We start from the raw sequence: 20,388 nt of genomic DNA, 5'->3' as shown, positions 1-20,388 counted from the left end.
TGGTGAACGCCGCCCAAGGCGGCTGAGTCAGGGAATTTTCGGCAGGCACGTGTCCTTCCGAAAATGACTGGATATTTTTTCACGCCGGCGGCGTGAAACTCTGCGAGGCTTTTGCGGGGCACTCCCGCATTCCGATATAAAGGAGTTATAGAAGATATGTTACTGAGCAGAAAGTGGCTGGACGAGTTTGTGCACGTCGACGCCAACGATAAAGACTTTGCCGAGGCCATGACCCTCTCCGGCTCCAAGGTGGAGACCACCGAGGACCGGGGAGCCGAGATCTCCAATATCGTGGTGGGCACCATCCTCACCATGGAGCGCCACCCGGATTCCGACCACATGTGGATCTGCCAGCTGGATGTGGGCCAGAGCGCGCCCATCCAGATTGTCACCGGCGCCTGGAACATCCACCCCGGCGATATGGTACCCGTGGCCCTGGACCACTCCACCCTCCCCGGCGGCAAGAAGATCGAGAAGGGCAAGCTGCGGGGCGTGGAGTCCAACGGCATGATGTGCGGCCTCTATGAGCTGGGTCTGGATGAGCGGGACTTCCCCTACGCCGCTATCGTCCCCGCCGCCATCCTGAACGACTACCACCCCCTGGACAAGGACAAGCCCTCCATCCCCGCCGACATCCAGCCCGGTGACAAGGTGTTCGGGCCGGTGGTGTGCGCCAAGATCCTGGAGTGCGCCAGCCAGCCGGACTACACCTTCCACACCTGTCTGGACCTGGGCGGCTCCACCGCTGTGCCGGACACCATCTGCCCCAACCTCCACGAGGGGGACCTGGTGGCCTACAACACCAAGACAGGCGCCATCTGCACCCTGGAGGATCTCCACGCCGACCAGAAGGAGTTCCCCCACTGCATCCCCGACGGCATCTTCGTCCTCCACGAGGAAGGGATCCAGAACGGCGATGACATCAAGCCCATTATCGGCGCGGATGACCATGTGGTGGAGTTCGAGATCACCCCCAACCGCCCCGACTGCCTCAGCGTCATCGGTCTGGCCCGGGAGGTGGCCGCCACCTACCAGCAGCCCCTGACTCTCCACGAACCGGAGGTACAGGGCGGCGCCGACGGCGTGCTGACGGACCTGCTGGACATCGAGACCCCTGCCGCGGATCTGGTGCCCCGGTACACCGCCCGGATGGTGCGGAACGTGAAGATCGCCCCCTCCCCCAAGTGGATGCGGGAGCGGCTGCGGAGCATGGGCGTCCGTCCCATCAACAACATCGTGGACATCACCAACTATGTGATGCTGGAGTACGGCCAGCCCATGCACGCCTTTGACTACCGCTATGTGAAGGGCGGCCACATCATCGTCCGCCGGGCCGAGGAGGGCGAGGAACTGACCACCCTGGACGGCAACGTGCGCAAGCTCACCGCCAACCACCTGGTCATCGCCGACGAGCACCGGGCCGTGGGCCTGGCGGGCATCATGGGCGGATTGAACTCCGAGATCGTGGCGGACACCACCGACGTGGTGTTCGAGTCCGCCTGCTTCGACGGCACCTGCATCCGCAAGGGCGCTCTGTCCCTGGGGATGCGGACCGAGGCCTCCGCCAAGTTCGAGAAGGGTCTGGATCCCCTGAATACCCTGCCCGCCGTCCAGCGGGCCTGCGAGCTGGTGGAGCTGCTGGGCGCCGGAGAGGTAGTGGACGGCGTCATCGACATCCTCAACTACGTGCCCCAGCCCCACACCATCCGCATGGACCCGGAGCGGGTGAACGCGCTGCTGGGCACCGACATCCCCGCAGCGGAGCAGTACCGGTATCTGGCCCGGGTGGACATCCGCACAGCGGACGACAGCTGCCCCGGCGGCCCTGCCGACGTGACCATCCCCTCCTGGCGGGGCGACGTGGAGGGCATCGCCGATCTGGCGGAGGAAGTGGCCCGGTTCTACGGCTACAACAACATCCCCACCACCCTGATGCGGGGCCAGACCACCCTGGGCGGCTATGGCGCCGCCGAGATCCTGGAGCGCCGGGTGTCCAGCGTGTGCCGGGCCTTCGGGTACGATGAGATCATCACATACTCCTTCATCTCCCCGACCCAGTACGACAAGATCCGCTGGCCGGAAGATTACCAGCGGCGGAACTCCTTCAAGATCCTGAACCCCCTGGGGAGGATACCTCCATCATGCGGACCACCACCCTGCCCTCCATGCTGGAGATCCTGACCCGGAACTACAACTACCGCAATCAGGACGTGAAGCTCTATGAGGTGGGCCGGACGTACCTGCCCGGCGGCGAGGACGGCTTGGCCATCGAGTCCAAGACACTGACCCTGGGCGCCTACGGCGGCGACATGGACTTCTACGCTATGAAGGGCGCCATTGAGGCGATCCTCCAGGAACTGCGGGTGAAGGATGTGACCTTCCGCATCGGCAGCGGCCTGCCGGAGGAGCTCTCCTACCACCCCGGCCGCTTTGCCGAGGTGTGGAGCGGCAGCGACTGCCTGGGCTGGTTCGGCCAGATCCATCCCTGGTGGCCAAGAACTATGGCGTAGACGCGGAATTCTACTGCGCAGAGCTGGCCATGGACGAGCTGGAGAATGCCAAGGGGGCCGACCCGGAATATGTCCCCCTGCCCAAGTTCCCCGCCGTCACCCGGGACATCGCCGTGGTGTGCGACAGGGCCGTCACCGTGGGAGCGCTGGAGGACTGCATCCGCCGGGGCGCCAAGGGGCTGCTGAAGGATGTGTCCCTGTTCGACATCTACACCGGCTCCGGCATCCCGGAGGGCAAGAAGAGCGTGGCCTTCAACCTGACGCTCCGCTCCGACGACCGCAGCCTCACCGCTCAGGAGGCCGATGAGGATGTGAAGAGCATCCTGGAGACGCTGAAGGCAGAGCTGAACGCCGTCCTGCGGTAATATGCGGCCGCCTGCGGACTGCACAGCGGGCTTGTGTGCCGTCGCGTCCAGGTGCTATTGCGCAGACAGAAACCTTGAGCCGGGCGGATGCGTTCCGCCCGGCTCAAATCCAATCCCCCAGCAGCGCCGATGCAGACGCCGCTCCCGGAGGCGCTGTGAGGCGGGCCGAAGGCCGTTCTGCTGCACTGGACCCCCTGTTCTTTCGGTCCAGCGCCCTCCCAGCGATTACGGGGCGTATTTTTCAAATTTCATGCGGAAAACGCTTTACAGTTTTTCAAAAAACGAGTATACTAGTTTTGTATTATGAAGTGGTGCTCCCTTCGGGAAAGGTGGTGTCTGTATGGACGATTTTACCAGGAAATTCAATATTGCCACGGAGAAGGACGCAGAGATCCATCAGATTCTCTCGACCGTCTATCGGGCATTGGAGGAAAAGGGCTATAACCCCATCAACCAGATCGTGGGTTATATTCTCTCCGAGGACCCCACCTACATCACCAATCACAACAATGCCCGGACCCTGATCCGCAAGATCGACCGGGACGAGCTGCTGCAGGTGCTGGTCCGCAGATATTTGGGGCAGTAACCGTTTTCCTTCTGCATTCCCCCGCAGAGAGGGCATCCGTGCGAATGGCGCGGCGACCTTCCCTGCGGGATTTTTTGCGTCCAGGGCCGAAGGCAGGTCTCTTCCCAGGAATTGGCTGTAATTTCTTGTGACCAAACGTTGACAAAGCGGATAAAATCTGTTACAATTCGGTTACAACTTTTGAAGGAGTGTTTCCATGGCAGAGAGCAAGTCCAAGAAGGCAGAAGGTTTGACATACAAGGGCCATCCCCTTCGCCGGGTGGACAATCTGATCTACTACGGCACGATGGCTGAGAAATATATCATCATGATGCAGATCCTCAACACCAAGAAGGAGCAGGACATGGAGGTGGCCACCAAGGTCTCCATCCAGCTGCAGCTGACGGACCCGGAGCTGAAGTCCCGGGACCGTGTGGTCAAGAAGAGCGAGAAGGACAGCCTCTACGCGGCGATGGACATCGCCACCGTCTGGCTGGATCGTGCTCTTGCTGGCAAGCTGTAAGAAACAGGACCTTTTCCCCGCGCTACAAAAGACTGACGAAAGGAACGTACACCTATGACGCACTTCGCAGGCAGAGCAGGCAAGGTCCTGTTCCTCTCCGTTCTCACCGCAATGCTGCTGGCGGCCACCGCCCTGGCAGCGGACATCGCCACCGGCGCCGGCTGCACCACAGGTTCTTCCCTGCGGCTGCGGGCCGAGCCCTCTACCTCCGCCTCCGTGGTCACCACGCTGGACAAGAGTGTGGCGGTGGCGATCTTGGATGACTCCGTGGACGGCTGGTACAAGATCGCCTACAACGGCAGCACCGGCTATGTGTCTGCTGACTACCTGAACGTAGATCAGGACAATGTCTTCACTACATACGGCCGCGTCAATTCCGACGGCGTGAACGTCCGCTCCGACGCCTCTACCGACAGCTCTGTGCTGGCCACCATTGAGGAGGACGCCATCGTCACGGTCAACGGCTTGGTGGACGGCTGGTACGACGTCACCTGTGAGTACGGCACCGAGGGTTACATCCGCAGCGACTTCCTGGACCTGACGGAGTCTTCCTCCTCCAACAGCGACATCGCGGCCACCGCCAAGCAGTACCTGGGCACGGGTTATGTGTACGGCGGCGCCTCTCCCCGCGGCTTTGACTGCTCCGGCTTCACCATGTACGTGTACAGCCAGCACGGCTACTCCCTGCCCCACTCCGCCACCAGCCAGTGGCAGAGTGGCCTGGGCACCCGGGTATACTCTATCTCCGAGCTGCAGCCCGGCGATCTGGTGTTCTTCAACGATCCCAGCCGCAACGCCGGCAAGGCATGTTCCCATGCCGGTATCTACACGGGAGATGGGCAGTTCATCCACTCCTCCTCTTCCCGCAGCGGCGGTGTCATCGTCAGCAGCCTGACCAGCGGGTACTACAATACCTATTTTGTGGGCGGTATCCAGGTGTAAGTTTTAAGAGTAAATATCCAACCGGGCGGCACAGTTGTGTGCCGCCCGGTTTTTGTGTGGATTAGAATTTCTCCGCGGCCCGCTCCAGTGCCGTGAGGTCACCCCGGCGGAGCAGGGGCAGCAGCAGCTGGAGCTTCTCCCGTGGCCAGTCCCACCACCGGAGCCGCTCCAGACGGTGGATGGTCTCCGGTGTGAACCGCTTCCGGATGGGCTTCGCCGGTACGCCGCCTACGATGGTGTAGGGCTCCACGTCCCCAGCCACCACCGCCCGGGCGGCCACGATGGCGCCGTCACCGATCCGCACGCCGGAGAGGATGACGGCCTCATAGCCGATCCAGACATCGCTGCCGATGACAATGTCCCCCCGGTTGTCCCAGGTCTCCGTGATCTCCGAGACAGACGTGTCCCACGCCTCGTAGAAGATGGGAAAGGGATAGGTGGACAGGGACTTCAGCGTGTGGTTGGCGCTGGTGAACAGGAATTTCGCGCCGCAGGCGATGGAGCAGAATTTTCCGATCACCAGCCGGTCGCCGTTGATGGGGTAGTGATAGAGCACATTGTTGCGCACGAATTCCGTGGGGTCCCGGAGGAAATCGTTGTAGATCGTGTAATCCCCACAGAAATATTGGGGTCTGACACCACTGCATTCAGATAGACGGTCTCCCGGTCGCCTGTGCGGGGATAGATGGTATTCGCCGGAATCTGCATGAGGAAATTCTCCTTTCAAATTTGATTCATGCGATCCCGGCCACCACAATGCAGCGCCTCACCTGCCGCTCTCTCCTTTCCTGATTCAGTACTCTGTTTTCTCCCCGCCGCAGAGGGCGGCCAGCTCCCGGTCCAGATTCTCATAGAACCGGGCGATGTGGATGCCGTCCACCAAAGCATGGTTGGCCAGCAGCGTCATAGGCAGCAGAGTCCGGCCCTCCTGTCGGTGCCAGCGGCCCCAGGTGATGCGGGGATTGCTGTCCGCCGGCGTTGGGGTTGGCTGGGTCAGGGCCGTGTAGGACAGCCACGGGACACAGGAGACAAAGAACAGGCTCTCCCCGTCCTCTCCGTCCTCCAGGGTGGGCGCCGCCTTCACCCGCTCCTGCTCCGCCGCCGCGTAGGGCAGGAACTCCCGGAAGGGCCGGTCCACCTCCAGGCTGCAGTAGCAGTAGGTCCCGTCCGGCAGAGCCACCGTATGGGAGGAGGGGCAGCGGTCGTACTCCACCACCTGATCGCCCCGGATGCGCCGCCGCAGCTCCGGCACGCCGTTGGCCGCTCGGACCGCAGCGTACAGCACCGCCAGAAAGAAGCTCGTTCCTCTCTCCCGGCACCAGACTGCCAGCTCCGTCACATCCACCTGCACCGTCACCCCCACATAGGGGTTGGACAGGGTCTGAAAATACGCAAATTGGTCCCGCCGGGACTCCCGGGACATGTCCACCGTCCGCCAATTCATAGGTGCTCCTCCTCATTTTGATCTTTGGAGGTATGATAACACACTCCAAAGCATTTTGCACCATTTTCCGTTTTGAAAAATTTCCTCTTGCCAAGTTCTTCCGGTTGTGCTATGATTCACACTTGTGTGAAAAGTATGATTTCAAGGAGGTAGCTCCATGCCTGGAGGCAAACACATGCTGGGCATGTCCAAAAACCGGGTCTTTGGCACTGCCAAAGTGGGCGACCGGGGACAGATCGTCATCCCGCAGGAGGCCCGCCGGTTCTTTGGCATCTCTCCCGGAGACACCCTGCTGATTTTGGGCAATGAGGTCAGCGGCCTGGTGGTGACAAAGCCCCAGGTCCTCAGCGACCTGGCAGATGAAATTTTGGGAACAACGGAGGAAGACCATGGAAATTGTGACCATGTATGAACAGCTCGGCGTCAGCCGGGCGGTCTATGAATACGGCGAGGCGGTGCTCCGGGACTTGCGGCCCCGGTTCGACGTCATTGATCAGACGGCAGAGTACAACCAAGGCAAGGTCCTGGCCGCCATGCAGAAAAACCGGGTAAACGCCACCCACTTTGCCGCCACCACCGGCTACGGCTACAACGATGACGGCCGGGACAACCTGGAGCGAGTGTACGCCGATGTGTTCCACACGGAGGCGGCTCTGGTCCGTCCCCAGATCACCTGCGGCACCCATGCCCTGGCAGTGGCCCTCTCCGCCAACCTGCTGCCGGGGGACGAGTTGCTGTCCCCGGTGGGAGCCCCCTATGACACCCTGGAGGAGGTCATCGGCATCCGGGAGAGCAAATGCTCCCTGAAGGAGTATGGCGTCACCTATGCCCAGGCGGACCTGAAGCCCGACGGAACCTTCGACTACGACGCCATCCGGGAGAAGATCAACGGCCGCACCAAGCTCATCACCATCCAGCGGTCTAAGGGGTACGCCACCCGCCCCTCCTTCTCGGTCCGGCAGATCGGGGAACTGATCGCCTTCTGCAAGGGGATCAAGCCGGACGTGAAAATCATGGTGGACAACTGCTACGGCGAGTTCGTGGAGACCATCGAGCCCTCGGACCTGGGGGCCGACATGGTGGTAGGCAGCCTCATCAAGAACCCCGGCGGAGGACTTGCCCCCATCGGCGGCTACATCTGCGGCACCAAGGAGTGCGTGGACCGGTGTGCCTACCGGCTCTCCGCCCCGGGACTGGGTCAAGAGGTGGGTGCCAACCTGGGTCTGATGCCCGCCCTCTACCAGGGGCTGTTCCTGTCCCCCACGGTGGTGTCCGGCGCTTTGAAGGGCGCTGTCTTTGCCGCCAACATCTATGAGAAGCTGGGCTTCGCCTGCGTCCCCAACGCCACGGAGAGCCGCCATGACATCATCCAGGCGGTGACCCTGGGCAGTGCCGAGGCCATGGTGGCCTTCTGCAAGGGGATCCAGGCCGCCGCCCCGGTAGACAGCTACGTGACCCCGGAGCCCTGGGCCATGCCGGGCTATGACTCCGACGTCATCATGGCCGCCGGCGCTTTTGTCCAGGGCAGTTCCATCGAGCTCTCCGCCGACGGGCCCATCCGCCCCCTTACGCCGTCTACTTCCAGGGCGGCCTCACTTGGTACCACGCCAAGTTGGGAATCCTCATGTCCCTCCAGAAGCTGGTGGAGGCGGGTCTGGTAACTCTGCCGGAAAGTAAATAACGCTTTGAATACAGTGATTTAGGAGAAAAACGTAATATGTGGTTTTGGCTCTCTCTGATCGCGCTGCTCTGCTGGAGCGGCTCCGACCTCTTTTCCAAAATCGGCTGCCGCGATGCCCGGGACAAGTACAGCCACCTGAAAATGGTGATGGCCGTGGGCGTTGTCATGGGCCTTCACGCGGCCTACGAGGTCTTTGTGGGCGGTACGGTCATCAATCTGGACATCATCCTGACATACCTGCCCGTCTCGATCCTGTACATTCTCTCTATGGCCATGGGCTATGTGGGCCTGCGGTACATTGAGCTGTCCATCTCCTCCCCTATCTGCAACTCCTCCGGCGCCCTGGTAGCTGTGCTGGCTATCCTCTTTGACGGCATCGCCGGATACTCCCCCCTGGCCCTGTTCGCCGTGGCGCTGGTGTGTGTGGGCGCCGTGGGCCTGGGTGTGGTGGAGGCCCGGGAGGATGACGAACTGCGCATCGAGCGGCAGAAGGCAAGCAACTACAAGTACACCAAGAGCTTCATGGCCCTGGCCATGCCTGCGGCTTACTGCGTGCTGGACGCTGCCGGCACCTTTGCCGACAGCCGGGTGCTGGAGATCATCAGCCGCACCGTGGAGGACTACGAGGCCAGCGCCAACGTGGCCTATGAGCTGACGTTCCTGCTGGCCGCCGTGGTGTGCTTCGTCTATGTGGTGCTCATCAAGCGGGACCGGCTGGTGCCGAAGATGGAGGCCCCCAAGTATCTGGGCGCCGTCTGCGAGACCGCTGGACAGTTCGCCTACATCTACGCCATCGCGGACACGGAGCATCTGGCCATGTCCGCGCCCATCATCGCCTCCTACTGCGCGGCCTCCGTGCTGTGGAGCCGGATCTTCCTGAAGGAGAAGCTCTCCTGGAAGCACTACGCCATGATCGCGCTGATCGTGGCGGGCATTGCCATCATGGGCGTGTTCGATCTGTAATGAAAAAGTCCCCCTGTGCCGGAACACAGAGGGGACTTTTTTCATGTTTCAGGCCCTGCCGTTCTCCTGGATCCGCCGGTCCAGCCGGGCCATGAAGTAGGCCAGCAAAAAGCCGCCGATGCAGCAGACCGCCGACAGCACAATCTCCCACGCGCCCACATAACTGGTGGGGATGATAACCAATGTGGAGGCCAGCACGATGCCGAAGATCCCGTGGAAAGCGATGGAGTAGTGCTTCCGGAAGAACCAGCTCACCAGCCTTGCCAGCAGCAGGATTGTCAGCACCATCCCCGGCAGGCAGGCGGAGAGCACCAGGAAGTCCAGCCGGGCCAGCCCTTCCAGCATGGGCTGGTACAGCCCCAGGGCCATCATTACCGAGGAGGAGGTCAGCCCTGGAATCACCAGACTCATGCCCCAAAGGGCGCCGCAGAAGTTATACCACCAGAAATTGGGTTCCACGGTGACGCAAATCACTTTTCCTACGTAAAACAGACTGAAGAAGATGGCGCCGGCGCACACCGCCATGCTGACCCAAGAGCCGATGCTGCGTCCCTCCTTCCCCGCCTCCCGGAAGAGAGATGGGACCGTGCCCACGATCAGGCCGATGAACAGCCAGGTAGTGACGGTGCTGGACACGTCGATGGCCGCGGCGATGCCCTTGGCAAAGCCCAGAAAGCCGATGGCGCACCCCAGCCCGATGGGCAGAAACCACCGCCAGTATTTGGGGATGGCCTCCCGGGGATGGGTCAGCACCTCCATAAAGGGACGGTAGATGTCGAACACCACCGCCAGCACCCCGCCGGAAACCCCCGGCAGGATGGCGCCGGCCCCGATCAGGACGCCGCACAGCAGGTCCCGCAGCCAGCGTATGCCAAAATTCCGATCCCGCTTCCGCCTCAACGCCGTTCCTCCATCCTCCTGGGTCTTGTGGATTTTATGATAGCAGTTTTGCCCAGCAGTTGCAATCCGATACTGCCTCTTCTCTTGAAAAAATTCCCGGTTTCGACAGCGCCCGACGCCGCTTTGTGGAAACTCACAGAACCACATGTCTTTTGCCTGGATTTCTATGCAGGTTGCCCTGTTGACTTTTCCGGTGTTATCAGATAAACTATGAGACAGTTATTGAATAACCTGATAGCAAAAGACGATGAAGAGAAGAGTACCCAGGCAGATACAGCGCAGAGAGCCTCGTGTGGTGAGAAGAGGTCTGGAAGGGCTTGGAGAACATGGTCTCGGAGTTGCGTGGCCGACCGCCGTCCCGGCATAGGTCACGACGTGGGCGCACGTCACAGCGCAGGAGTGTGTTTGCACTCCCCAAGGCCGCTTTCGTGAGGAAGCGTGCGAATCAAGGTGGTACCACGGCGAATTCCGTCGTCCTTGAGACTTTTGTCTCAAGGACTTTTTTATTGCCAGAATTCACCGGAAAGGAGCGTTATCCCGTGTCTATCATTCAAATTCAGCACCTGTACAAGACCTTTGGAACGGGTGAAAACGCCGTCCATGCCCTGGAGGACATCAGCCTGGACATCCAGAAGGGGGAGATCTTCGGAATTATCGGTCTCTCCGGCGCCGGCAAGAGCACCCTGGTGCGGTGCATGAACCTGCTGGAGCGTCCCACCTCCGGCACCGTGATCGTGGACGGGAAGGATATGACGGCCCTTAGCGAAAAAGAGCTGCGGCTGGCCCGTCGGAACGTCACTATGATCTTCCAAAGCTTCAACCTGCTAATGCAGCGGACGGTGCTGAAAAACGTCTGCTTCCCCATGGAGCTCAGCGGTACCCCCGCTGCCCAGGCCAGAAAGCGGGCCCTGGAGCTGCTGGACCTGGTGGGCCTGCGGGAGAAAGCGGATGCCTATCCCTCCCAGCTCTCCGGCGGACAGAAGCAGCGGGTGGCCATCGCCAGGGCCCTGGCCACGGACCCCAAGGTCCTGCTGTGTGACGAAGCCACCTCCGCCTTGGATCCCACCACCACCGCCTCCATCCTGGCCTTGCTGAAGGACCTGAACGAGAAGCTTGGGGTCACCGTGGTGGTCATCACCCACCAGATGAGCGTCATCGAAGAGATCTGCTCCCGGGTGGCGATCCTGGACGGCGGTGTGGTGGCTGAACAGGGCAAGGTGGAGGACATCTTCTCCAATCCCCATACGGATGCGGCCCGGCGGCTGGTGTACCCCGGTGGCGTCAGCCTGGAACAGTATCCGGCAGGTACTCACGCCGTCCGCGTGGCCTTCAACGGCGGTACGGCGTATCAGCCCCTGATCGCGTCTCTCGCCATCGACCTGGGGGTGAAGGTCAATATTCTGGGTGCCGACACCCGCAACATCGAGGGCAGGGCCTTCGGCACCATGCTGCTTGGGCTGCCGGACAACCCCAATGAGGCCGCCAAAGCCCTCAGCTATATCCGGGCGCAGCCCAATGTCTCTGCGGAGGAGGTGGAATACCATGTTTGAGTCTATTGCAGCCTTCTGGGCCGAATACGGTAATGTGTTGACAGATGGTGTCTGGGATACCCTGGTAATGGTGGTGATCTCCACCGCATTCGCCTATCTGATCGGCCTCCCTCTGGGGGTGGCCCTGATCCTGACCCAGCCCCACGGCATCCGGCCCCACCGGGGCGTCTACCGGGTGCTGGACTGGATCGTCAACATCGGCCGGTCCGTCCCCTTCATCATTCTGATGGTGGCCATTATGCCCTTCACCCGGATGGTGGTGGGCACCACCATCGGCGTCAAAGGCGCCATCGTACCTCTGGTGGTGTCCGCCGCCCCCTTCATCGCCCGGATGGTGGAGACCTCCCTGAACGAGGTAGACGCCGGTGTGGTCGAGGCCGCCCAGTCCATGGGCGCCTCCACCCTCCAGATCGTCTGGAAGGTGTACCTGCCGGAGGCGAAGCCCTCTTTGATCCTGGGGGGCGCCATCTCCCTGGTGACGATTCTGGCCTATACCGCCATCGCTGGCACCGTGGGCGCCGGCGGCCTGGGCGACATCGCCGTCCGGTACGGCCATCAGCGGGGCATCACCTCCGTTATGTGGGTGACGGTGGTGTTCCTGATTATCCTGGTGCAGGTGGTCCAGCTGATTTTCAACTGGCTGTCCCGGCGCATCGATAAGCGGCTGGACCAGCCGTCCGGCGCCAAAAAATCCGGCCCCCTCGATCTCCTGCCCCGCTTTGCCCATACCAAGTGACCCCCGGCGTTTTCATCGTTTGTCTCTTGAAAATCCGGCAAGCGTTTGAAATACATCATAAACGATATTTTATTGGAGGAACGAAACATGAAAAAGAAGCTGCTGGCCCTGCTGCTGGGCCTGACCCTGTGCCTGTCCCTGGCCGCCTGCGGCAGCGATGCCGCTGAGACCGTCACCCTGACGGTGGCCGCCTCTCCCACCCCCACGCCGAGATTCTGAACCAGTGCGTGCCCATCCTGGCGGAGCAGGGCATCGAGCTGGTGGTCAACGAGTACAGCGACTACGTGGTGCCCAACACCGCCGTGGAGGACGGCGACGAGGACGCCAACTACTTCCAGCACCTGCCCTATCTGGAGGAGTTCAACGAGACCCGCGGCACCCATCTGGTGAGCGTGGCCGGCGTCCACATCGAGCCCATGGGCATCTATGCGGGCCGGGTCTCCTCCCTGGAGGATCTGCCCGACGGCGCCGTCATTGCCGTTCCCAACGATGCCACCAATGAGGGCCGCGCCCTCCTGCTGCTGGAGGCCCAGGGCCTGATTACCCTGGACGACAGCTCCAACCTGACCGCCACTCCCAACAACATTGTGGACAATCCCAAGAATCTGGAGTTCCAGGAGCTGGAGGCCGCCACCATCCCCAGCGTGCTTGCGGACGTGGATCTGGCCGTCATCAACTCCAACTACGCCCTGGGCGCCGGCCTGAACCCCACCACAGACGCTCTGGCCATCGAGTCCAGCGACTCCCCCTATGTCAACGTACTGGTGGTGAAGGAGGGCAATGAGAACAACGAGGCTATTCAGGCCCTGGTGGATGCTCTCCACTCCGACACCATCCGGGACTACATCACCGAGACCTTCGACGGCGCCGTAGTACCTGCCTTCTAAGATCATTTCCTTTCAATTCAGCTGTGCCGGAGAGGCTTTGTCTCTCCGGCACAGCTTTTTGAGAATTTCCAATGTTAAAATCGTGTAAAATTTTTCGTGGAAACCAGTAGCATTTCCAGACGCTCCGTGCTAGAATATGGCTTGCGTCATACAGCGCAAATTCTGGGACATATACGAGGTTTTCTGACATGGCAGGCAAGCAGCAGACTCATTATGAGATCGATATGTGCAACGGCCCTATTCTCTCCAAGATGCTGCGGTTCTCCATCCCGCTAATGTGCTCCAGCGTACTGCAGCTACTGTTCAACGCGGCGGATATCGTGGTGGTGGGCCGCTGGGCCGGGGACAACTCCCTGGCGGCAGTGGGGTCCAACACCGCGCTGATCGGCCTGCTGACCAACCTGTTTGTAGGTCTGGCCGTGGGTGCCAATACCCTGGCGGCCAAATACTACGGCGCCCGAGACAGAGACGCGCTCCACCGGGTAGTCCACACCTCCATCCTACTGAGCATCATCAGCGGCCTGGTGTTGACAGTGGTGGGCGTCTTCGGTGCCCGGACCATTCTGATCTGGATGCAGACCCCGGAGAACGTGTTGGATCTGGCCACGCTGTATCTGCGGATCTACTTCCTGGGCATGACGGCCACCATGGTCTACAACTTCGGCGCCGCCCTGCTGCGGGCGGAGGGCGATACCCAGCGGCCGCTGTACTTCCTCTCCCTGGCGGGAGTCGTCAACATCGTGCTGAATCTCTTCTTCGTCATCGTCTGCAAGCTGGACGTGGCAGGTGTGGCCATCGCCACCGTGATCTCCCAGTGCATCTCCGCCTCCCTGGTGCTCCGCTGCATGGTGAAGGATACCGGCCCGCTGCACCTGGATCTCAAGAAGATGCGGCTCCACCCCCAGGCCATGCGGCAGATCCTCCGCATCGGCCTGCCCGCCGGATTCCAGGGGATTCTCTTCTCCCTGTCCAACGTGGTGATCCAGTCCTCCGTCAATACCTTCGGTGAGGTCATCATGGCTGGCAACTCCGCTGCGGCCAACATTGAGCAGTTCGTATACGTGTCTATGAACGCCATGTATCAGGCCACCATTTCCTTCACCAGCCAGAACTACGGCGCCGGTAACTACCACCGCATCCGCAAGATCATGATCCGCGCCCAGGGCTGCGTGCTGGTGGTGGGGCTGGTGCTGGGCAACGCCGCCACGCTGGCAGGTCGGGTACTGCTGTCCATCTACACCACCAGTCCCCCGGTCATTGAGGCCGGATTGGTGCGGATGGGCATCGTCTGCACCACCTATGCCCTCTGCGGCATGATGGACGTGATGGTGGGCGGCCTGCGCGGCATCGGCTACTCCATCATGCCCATGCTGGTGTCCCTGGTGGGCGCCTGCGGCCTGCGGCTGCTGTGGATCGCCACCATTTTTCAGCTGCCCCAGTTCCACACCATCCAGACGATCTACTGGTCCTATCCCATCAGCTGGGCTATTACCTTCGGCGTCCACGTGATCTGTTTCCTGTGGGCCATGAAAAAGGTCAAGCGCCAGCTGCTGCCGGAGGGCGCGCCCGCGCCGGTGGAAGTCCCCCCACTTTGGAAGAGGAGACCGTTTCCGAATAAGAAAAAAGCGGCGGGAATCCGATGGATTCCCGCCGCTTTTCCTTTTACAGCCCTAGCCGCTGCTTGACGGCCAGCACCGCGCAGGCCACCAGGAAGATGGTCAGCGCCAGCTGTCCCCACAGCAGATTGTAGGAGATATTCTCCTTGTCCTTGCGCCGCCCCTCCAGCACGGAGAAGGAGTTGAAAATTCCCACCACGCCGAAGGCAACGGCCACCAAGTCCGCCGGCAGCTCCAGCCCCATCGCCAGCAGGGCCAGGTACAGCACGAATCCCAACCCCGTGGCGATAGCTCCGTTGTTCATCTGTTTCTTGGTCTGAAACAGCAGACCCTTTCTCTTGTCGTTCATCTTGCTCCCGCTTTCGTATCAATATCCGTTGACGATGACATCCAGAACCTTGGCGGCCACGCCGCCCGCCACAGAGGACCCGCCGCCGCCGTTCTCCACCAGCACCACAAAGGCGTAAGGCGTCTCCTCCCCCGGAGGAAGCCGGCGAACCAGGCGTGGGGCGTCTGGCCCTCCCCCACCTCAGCGGTGCCGGACTTGGCGCAGATGTCCATATTGGGAAAGCGGCTGGCGCCGTAAGTCTGGGTCACGTTGTTGGCCATCAGGTCCGCCAGCGCAGCCGCCGTATCGGCAGAAATCAGCGTGCCGGTCCTGGTGGTGAAGTGGGGCAGGGACGGCAGACCCAGGGCGCTCTCGGTCCGGAGGATCAGATACGGCTCCGCCGCCTTGCCGCCGTTTGCGATGGCGCCCATGTAGATCATCAGCGCCGCCGGGTTCACCTGGTCGTGGTACTGTCCCACGCCGGCCCAGCCCAGCTGACCGTCGGTGATGTTGTCAAAGTCAAAGGAGCCCTTTGCCGTAGGCAGGCCGCTGATGGAATAGCTGCCGGTCAGGCCCGCCTGCTCCGTGTACTTCTCCAGAGTGCCCGGCCCCAGCTCCTGGGCGATCTGGGCGAAGGCCACGTTGCAGCTGTTGGCGAAGGCGGAGGCGATGTCCTGCTCCCCGTGGGTGCCGGAGCAGATGATGGTCTCGTCCCCCATCTGGACGCTGCCGGAGCAGGTCCAGGTCCGATCCGCCAGGTCTGGGATATCCTCCAGAGCCGCCGCCAGGGTCACGGTCTTGTACACGGATCCCGGCGTGAAAGTAGAGGATAGGAAACGGTTCAGATAGGCGCCCTTGTACCGGTCGTTGGTGGTGATGTCCTCCGGCACGTTCAGGGGGTCGTAGCTGGGGGCTGAGACCATACACAGAATCTCTCCGGTTTCGTAGTTGTAGACCGCCACGGTGCCGGACTTGCCGCCAAGCGCCTCATAGGCGGTATAGTTATACCGGGCGTCAATGGTCAGATACAGGTCGTTCCCCCGCTGGGCGCCGAAGGCGCCGTTCAGCAGGCTGTACCCGGTCAGCTTGTCGGCAAAGGCATTCAGGGCCCCGGTGCCGATATTACCCTGTAGGTCCCCCACCGCATGGAGAGTGGCCTTGCGGACGGTGGCATTGTCGTAATAGGTGCGCTGTCCGTCCACCACCTCGGAGAGCACGTCCCCGTCCCGGTCCAGCACCGTGCCGCTGGCAAGCTGGCCGCTGCTATTGTACAGGTGGCGGTTGAAGGCGGAGGACGCCCAGCTGCCGCCGTCCAGGAAGTATTTCACCAGGAAGAATCCCAGGCCCGCCGCCAGCAGCAGCGCCAGCGCCAGACAGACAAAGGCCCGCCGCTCAATTTTCTTCATGGCGTTCCTCCTTTTCCGTGCCGAAGGGGTCCCCTATCGGCTCCACCCGCCGGCGGGCCGCCTGGGTCAGGCGCCGCTGGTGCTTGCGGGCGATGGCAAAGCTGGCGTTCTCCCGGGTATCTGTGGCCTTCAGATAGGCTAGGAGCCCCCACGCGGACATCATAGCGGAGCCGCCGTTGGAGACAAAGGGGAACGTGACGCCGGTGAGGGGCAGCAGGTCCACGGAACCGAACACGTTCAGGCAGGTCTGAAACACCAGCAGGGACGATGCCGCGCAGGCTGCGATGGTGTAAAAGCTGGACCTCCCCACCCGGCAGGCCCGTGCGGCGAAAAACGCCAACGTGATGATGGCGCCCACTGCCAGCACGGCGATCAGCAGCCCCCACTCCTCGCACAGCATACCGAACACCAGGTCTGTGTCCGCCGCCGCCACGTTATGGAGCCAGCCGTTGCCGGCCCCCATACCCAAAAGGCCCCCGGAGGCGGCGGCGGACATGGTGCGGGTCTGCTGGTAGCCGGTGGTGGAGGCGGCCTCCCAAGCGTGGCCCCAGGAGGCGAAGCGGCTGAGGATATAGGGCTTGAACTTCAAAATGATGCCCGCTCCAAACACAGCGCCGCCGCAGATCAAAGACAGTGTGGCGAAATCCCCGGACCGCATATAGGCGATCACCAGGAAGGTGACGAAGAAAATGGCCGCGGTGCCGAAGTCGCTCATCAGGCCCAGCAGGCCGATACACACGCCTGTCAACACGATGAAGAGGGTCAGGTTCCGCTTGTGGAACAGCCGCTCCAGTGTGGCGGCGCCGGCGAAGATATAGCAGATCTTGGCGATCTCCGACGGCTGGAAGGACATGCCGCCAATGGAGATCCAGTTGACGGCGCCGTATTTGGAGTTGCCGATCACCAGGGTGATGCCCAGCAGGCCGATGGCGGCGGCCGCCATGAGCCAGCGGTTCTTCTGCACCCGGCTGAGGTCCCGCAGGAACAGTCCCAGCACCAAAAACAGCGCCAGCCCCAGCAAAATAGCCAGGAACTGCTTGAACAGACTGCTCTGGGCACTGGAGGCAGTGATGGACAGTGACAGCGTGGAGAGGAAGAAGGCGATGGTCTCCATCTCAAAGCCCACGCAGCGAGTGGCCCGCAGGGCCGCGTAATAGAGCCACATCAGCACCGTCAGCCCCAGGAAGGCCAGGGGGATGGCGATGGTGGCCTCAGTCCCGGCGGCCACGAGCAGCTGCAGACAGGCCAGCACCTGAAACACCGTCAGCCACAGGAAAGACGGCCAGATGGCGGCGGGGCGCTCCGCCCGGCGCTTCGCCTCCTGCTCCTCCCGCTCCGCCACGGTCTGAGGCAGGAAGATCAACGGCACGCCCCCTAAAGTGATGGTATCCCCCAGCTTCACGGGAACGGAGGACGCCACCTTCTCCCCATTCACCGCCGTGCCGCCCTTGGACCCCAGGTCGTACAGCGTCCAGTTCTCATCTTCGCCCCGGCAGAGGGCGGCATGCTGCCGGGAGATGCTGGGATAGTTCAGATAGATGTCCGCCGTCTTGCTCCGGCCCAGGATGTTCTCCCAGTGGGTCAGGGGCAGGGACGTGCCGTTTGGCAGGCTCAGCTGGCCCCAGTTCTCCGGCGTGTGGGGAATCCGCAGCAGAGAGCGGACCGCCCGGTACAGGATCAGCACGGCCAGAGCCGGAAACAGAAAGCGCACAAAGGCCATATACCACTCCCCCGCCAGCGGATGTGCCGCCAGCAGGGCCGTCAGGTTGTCCAGCAGCCCCTGCAGAATCTCCATGGGTCCGCCTCCTCTCTTGAAACACAATTGCATAGTTTGTTATTATAGCATTTTCTCCGGGAAATGTACAGCCCTGCCTTCACCGGCATCTTTCCACTGGGGCGGCGCTGCAGGCGGGATTTGTGCAGGTTTTCCAGAAGTGTCAGCGTTTTTTCGGAGTTTCTCACGGGGAATTTCCCTTTTACTCTTGACCTCTGTTGAAAAATCCTTTAAAATATAACATTGTCTGCAAGACCTTCAACGCGGTTTTTGGAGACCATTTTTTCACGGATTTTCCATTTTACTCTGAAAGGCCGATCGATATGAAACATCCCTATAAGACGCGGGAGGGCGGCGCCACGGTGACGATCTTTGTCCCTTACGACTGCAAGAACCACTGCCCCTTCTGCATCAATAAAGGCGAGTATGCGGATATGACAGGTTTTTCCCTGGAGAAGATCTGCCGGAGCATCGAGCGGATGGACGCCATCACGCCCGACTGCGACTTCGTCTTCACCGGGGGTGAGCCCTTCGCCAACCTGGAGTCCCTCCAGGTGATGCTGGACAAAATCCCCACTACCCACAAGGTATATATCAACACCACCCTTCCCGTCTCCGAGCACCAGTCCGAGGCGGACATTCTGGCATTTGCGGAGCGGAACAGACACAAGATCACCTGCATCAACGTCTCCCGCCACATGCAGCACTATGTGGTGGAATCCAACGACGGCCTGCTTTCCAAGCTGCCGGTGCCCTTCCGGGTGAACTGCGTGCTGTACAAGAACTATCCCGCCGAGCAGCTGGTGCCCTATATGGAGCGGTTCCGCAAGCTCCCGGGCGCCTCCATTCAGTTCCGGTTCGACTACACCGCCACCACACCGGAGAACCTCTATGAGGAGGAGGGGGACAAAATCCTCCAGGATCTGAAGAAGGTGGCCCGGTACACGGGACTGGACGGCTGCCGGATGCGCTGCGGCTTCCATTTCGACTACAAGGGAATGGAGCTGACATACCACAAGACGCTGCCTTACTCCACCATCGTGGAGACGGACCCGGTGAGCGGCGTCACCTACGACATCCTCTACGACATCCTCATCAAGCAGAACGGCGACATCCACTCCGACTGGGACGGCACGCCCCTGGATGTGGACGCCTATGAAAAGGTCGTGTTTGAGCCCTACGATCTGCGGTGGCTGGCTCGGATCGCGTAAGCAACAGGGGCGGCGGAGCATTCCGCCGCCCTGTTTTGATGAACAGGAGGAATGATTGATGAAACCCATTCAAACAGCCGGCGTCATCGGCCTGGGTTCCCTTGGCGTCCTGTACGCCACGCTCTTCACACGGGCGCTCGGCAAGGAGCAGGTCCCCGTTCTGGCAGACGGCGCACGGATCGCCCGCTACCGGAAGCAGGGCTTTTGGTACAACGACGCACCCTGCGACTTCAATTACACCGATGCCGCCGCTCGCACAGAGCCGGTGGACCTACTGCTGTTCGCCGTCAAGTTCGGCGGTCTGCAGAACGCCATCGAGACCTGCCGCCACCTGGTGGGACCGGACACGCTCCTGATCTCGGTCCTCAATGGCATCTCCAGCGAGGAGATCCTGGGAGATGCCTTTGGTCCGGAGCATGTGGTCTGGTGCGTGGCGGAGCGGATGGCCGCCAAGAAGGAGGGCAACCGCGTCGTCTGCGACCCCATTGGGGAACTGGCAGTAGGCGTCCCCGCCGGGGAGGACACCAGCCGCCTCCAGCGGCTCACCGCGTTTTTTGACAGCATCGGCTTCCCCTATGTCGTACCGGCGGACATCCGCACCCACATGTGGAGCAAGCTGCTGTGCAACACCGGCTGCAACCAGGCCGCCCTGGTGTTCCAGTGCGATTACGGCCCGCTGCAGGTGCCCGGAAAGCCCCGGGACACCATGATCGGCGCCATGCGGGAGGTGGCCGCCGTGGCCAATGCAGAGGGTGTCCCGCTCTCTGAGAAGGACGTGGCCGCATGGGTGGACATCATTGACCACCTGCCCTCCAACGGTGAGACCTCTATGCGGCAGGACGGCAAAAACCACCGGAAGAGCGAAGTGGAGCTGTTTGCAGGCATCATTCGCCGGCTGGCCGCCAAACACGGCATTTCCGTCCCTGTCAACGACTGGCTGTACCAGCAGATCCAGGAGATGGAGCGGAACTACTGAGCCTGTCCAGC

16 protein-coding genes, 4 pseudogenes and 1 other annotated feature are annotated in these 20,388 nt (G+C 61.6%); of the genes and pseudogenes, 14 read left to right on the top strand and 6 right to left on the bottom strand.

The genetic code is table 11. The features are described 5' to 3' along the window. Positions 1-156: 156 nt before the first annotated feature. The 5 genes and pseudogenes from pheT (at position 157) to EIO64_RS16460 (ending at position 4,905) form a co-directional block, all read left to right on the top strand. Positions 157-2,510: pseudogene (gene pheT / locus EIO64_RS16475) on the top strand (phenylalanine--tRNA ligase subunit beta). Continuing rightward, positions 2,489-2,875 carry a phenylalanine--tRNA ligase subunit beta-related protein gene (locus tag EIO64_RS19305; RefSeq protein ID WP_429835232.1) on the top strand — a complete coding sequence of 129 codons (387 nt, stop codon included), beginning with the start codon at positions 2,489-2,491 and terminating at the stop codon, positions 2,873-2,875. Before pheT ends, EIO64_RS19305 begins: the two are co-directional and overlap by 22 nt. 340 nt (positions 2,876-3,215) lie before the next feature. Then, complete coding sequence (locus EIO64_RS16470) at positions 3,216-3,461, top strand: IreB family regulatory phosphoprotein (protein WP_021747624.1); 246 nt, start codon at positions 3,216-3,218, stop codon at positions 3,459-3,461. A 196-nt stretch (positions 3,462-3,657) separates the two neighbouring features. After that, complete coding sequence (locus EIO64_RS16465; protein WP_021747623.1) at positions 3,658-3,963, top strand: hypothetical protein; 306 nt, start codon at positions 3,658-3,660, stop codon at positions 3,961-3,963. Positions 3,964-4,017: 54 nt separating this feature from the next. Continuing rightward, the gene (locus tag EIO64_RS16460) at positions 4,018-4,905 is read left to right on the top strand and encodes a C40 family peptidase (RefSeq protein ID WP_136891640.1); all 888 of its coding nucleotides are present in this window, start codon (positions 4,018-4,020) and stop codon (positions 4,903-4,905) included. Between the two features lie 61 nt (positions 4,906-4,966). On the opposite strand, the pseudogene EIO64_RS16455 reads toward EIO64_RS16460, so the two are convergent. Further along, a pseudogene (locus EIO64_RS16455) lies at positions 4,967-5,613 on the bottom strand (CatB-related O-acetyltransferase). A gap of 85 nt (positions 5,614-5,698) precedes the next feature. Further along, positions 5,699-6,349 carry a CatA-like O-acetyltransferase gene (locus tag EIO64_RS16450; protein ID WP_025544178.1) on the bottom strand — a complete coding sequence of 217 codons (651 nt, stop codon included), beginning with the start codon at positions 6,347-6,349 and terminating at the stop codon, positions 5,699-5,701. A gap of 157 nt (positions 6,350-6,506) precedes the next feature. Between EIO64_RS16450 and EIO64_RS16445 the strand changes: the two genes are divergently transcribed. From EIO64_RS16445 to EIO64_RS16435, 3 genes and pseudogenes are all read left to right on the top strand, one after another. Beyond that, a complete protein-coding gene (locus EIO64_RS16445; protein ID WP_249390717.1) occupies positions 6,507-6,761 on the top strand; it encodes an AbrB/MazE/SpoVT family DNA-binding domain-containing protein in 255 nt (84 codons plus the stop codon). Then, a pseudogene (locus tag EIO64_RS16440) lies at positions 6,739-8,030 on the top strand (methionine gamma-lyase family protein). Before EIO64_RS16445 ends, EIO64_RS16440 begins: the two are co-directional and overlap by 23 nt. A 36-nt stretch (positions 8,031-8,066) precedes the next feature. Further along, on the top strand, positions 8,067-8,993 hold the full coding sequence (locus tag EIO64_RS16435) for an EamA family transporter (protein WP_119310800.1): 927 nt from the start codon (positions 8,067-8,069) through the stop codon (positions 8,991-8,993). 48 nt (positions 8,994-9,041) lie between these two features. Here EIO64_RS16435 and EIO64_RS16430 read toward each other — a convergent pair whose 3' ends face one another. Next, positions 9,042-9,893, bottom strand: a complete 852-nt coding sequence (locus EIO64_RS16430) for a DUF368 domain-containing protein (RefSeq protein WP_036629893.1) — start codon at positions 9,891-9,893, stop codon at positions 9,042-9,044. A gap of 238 nt (positions 9,894-10,131) precedes the next feature. Further along, positions 10,132-10,375 (top strand) — a binding site (T-box leader). 63 nt (positions 10,376-10,438) lie between these two features. Between EIO64_RS16430 and EIO64_RS16425 the strand changes: the two genes are divergently transcribed. The 4 genes and pseudogenes from EIO64_RS16425 (at position 10,439) to EIO64_RS16410 (ending at position 14,751) form a co-directional block, all read left to right on the top strand. After that, positions 10,439-11,443 (top strand): methionine ABC transporter ATP-binding protein, encoded by a 1,005-nt coding sequence (locus tag EIO64_RS16425; protein WP_136891816.1) that lies wholly within the window; start codon positions 10,439-10,441, stop codon positions 11,441-11,443. Then, entirely contained in the window at positions 11,436-12,179 is a 744-nt protein-coding gene (locus tag EIO64_RS16420; RefSeq protein ID WP_136891639.1) for a methionine ABC transporter permease, read from the top strand. The genes EIO64_RS16425 and EIO64_RS16420 overlap by 8 nt, the downstream gene beginning before the upstream one ends. Before the next feature lie 87 nt (positions 12,180-12,266). Beyond that, a pseudogene (locus EIO64_RS16415) lies at positions 12,267-13,066 on the top strand (MetQ/NlpA family ABC transporter substrate-binding protein). Between the two features lie 188 nt (positions 13,067-13,254). Beyond that, positions 13,255-14,751 carry an MATE family efflux transporter gene (locus tag EIO64_RS16410; protein ID WP_136891638.1) on the top strand — a complete coding sequence of 499 codons (1,497 nt, stop codon included), beginning with the start codon at positions 13,255-13,257 and terminating at the stop codon, positions 14,749-14,751. Here EIO64_RS16410 and EIO64_RS16405 read toward each other — a convergent pair. The 3 genes from EIO64_RS16405 to EIO64_RS16395 are packed head-to-tail and all read right to left on the bottom strand — an operon-like array spanning position 14,729 to position 18,211. After that, a complete protein-coding gene (locus EIO64_RS16405) occupies positions 14,729-15,031 on the bottom strand; it encodes a hypothetical protein (RefSeq protein ID WP_021748572.1) in 303 nt (100 codons plus the stop codon). The two genes, EIO64_RS16410 and EIO64_RS16405, sit on opposite strands and share 23 nt — an antisense overlap. Next, entirely contained in the window at positions 15,028-16,416 is a 1,389-nt protein-coding gene (locus tag EIO64_RS16400; RefSeq protein ID WP_249390715.1) for a penicillin-binding transpeptidase domain-containing protein, read from the bottom strand. The genes EIO64_RS16405 and EIO64_RS16400 overlap by 4 nt, the downstream gene beginning before the upstream one ends. Beyond that, entirely contained in the window at positions 16,403-18,211 is a 1,809-nt protein-coding gene (locus EIO64_RS16395) for an FtsW/RodA/SpoVE family cell cycle protein (RefSeq protein WP_136891637.1), read from the bottom strand. The genes EIO64_RS16400 and EIO64_RS16395 overlap by 14 nt, the downstream gene beginning before the upstream one ends. 302 nt (positions 18,212-18,513) lie before the next feature. Here EIO64_RS16395 and EIO64_RS16390 point away from each other — a divergent pair, with 302 nt between their 5' ends. Together EIO64_RS16390 and EIO64_RS16385 are read left to right on the top strand one after the other, a co-directional pair. Further along, entirely contained in the window at positions 18,514-19,401 is an 888-nt protein-coding gene (locus tag EIO64_RS16390; protein ID WP_025544173.1) for a 4Fe-4S cluster-binding domain-containing protein, read from the top strand. A 58-nt stretch (positions 19,402-19,459) separates the two neighbouring features. Next, positions 19,460-20,377, top strand: coding sequence for a ketopantoate reductase family protein (locus tag EIO64_RS16385; RefSeq protein WP_119310795.1), 918 nt, complete (start codon positions 19,460-19,462; stop codon positions 20,375-20,377). Positions 20,378-20,388: the final 11 nt, after the last annotated feature.

This window comes from Dysosmobacter welbionis (assembly GCF_005121165.3).
Lineage (GTDB): Bacteria > Bacillota > Clostridia > Oscillospirales > Oscillospiraceae > Oscillibacter > Oscillibacter welbionis.
Note: the sequence above shows the minus strand (reverse complement) of the source record. Positions and strands in the feature narration are given on the sequence as shown.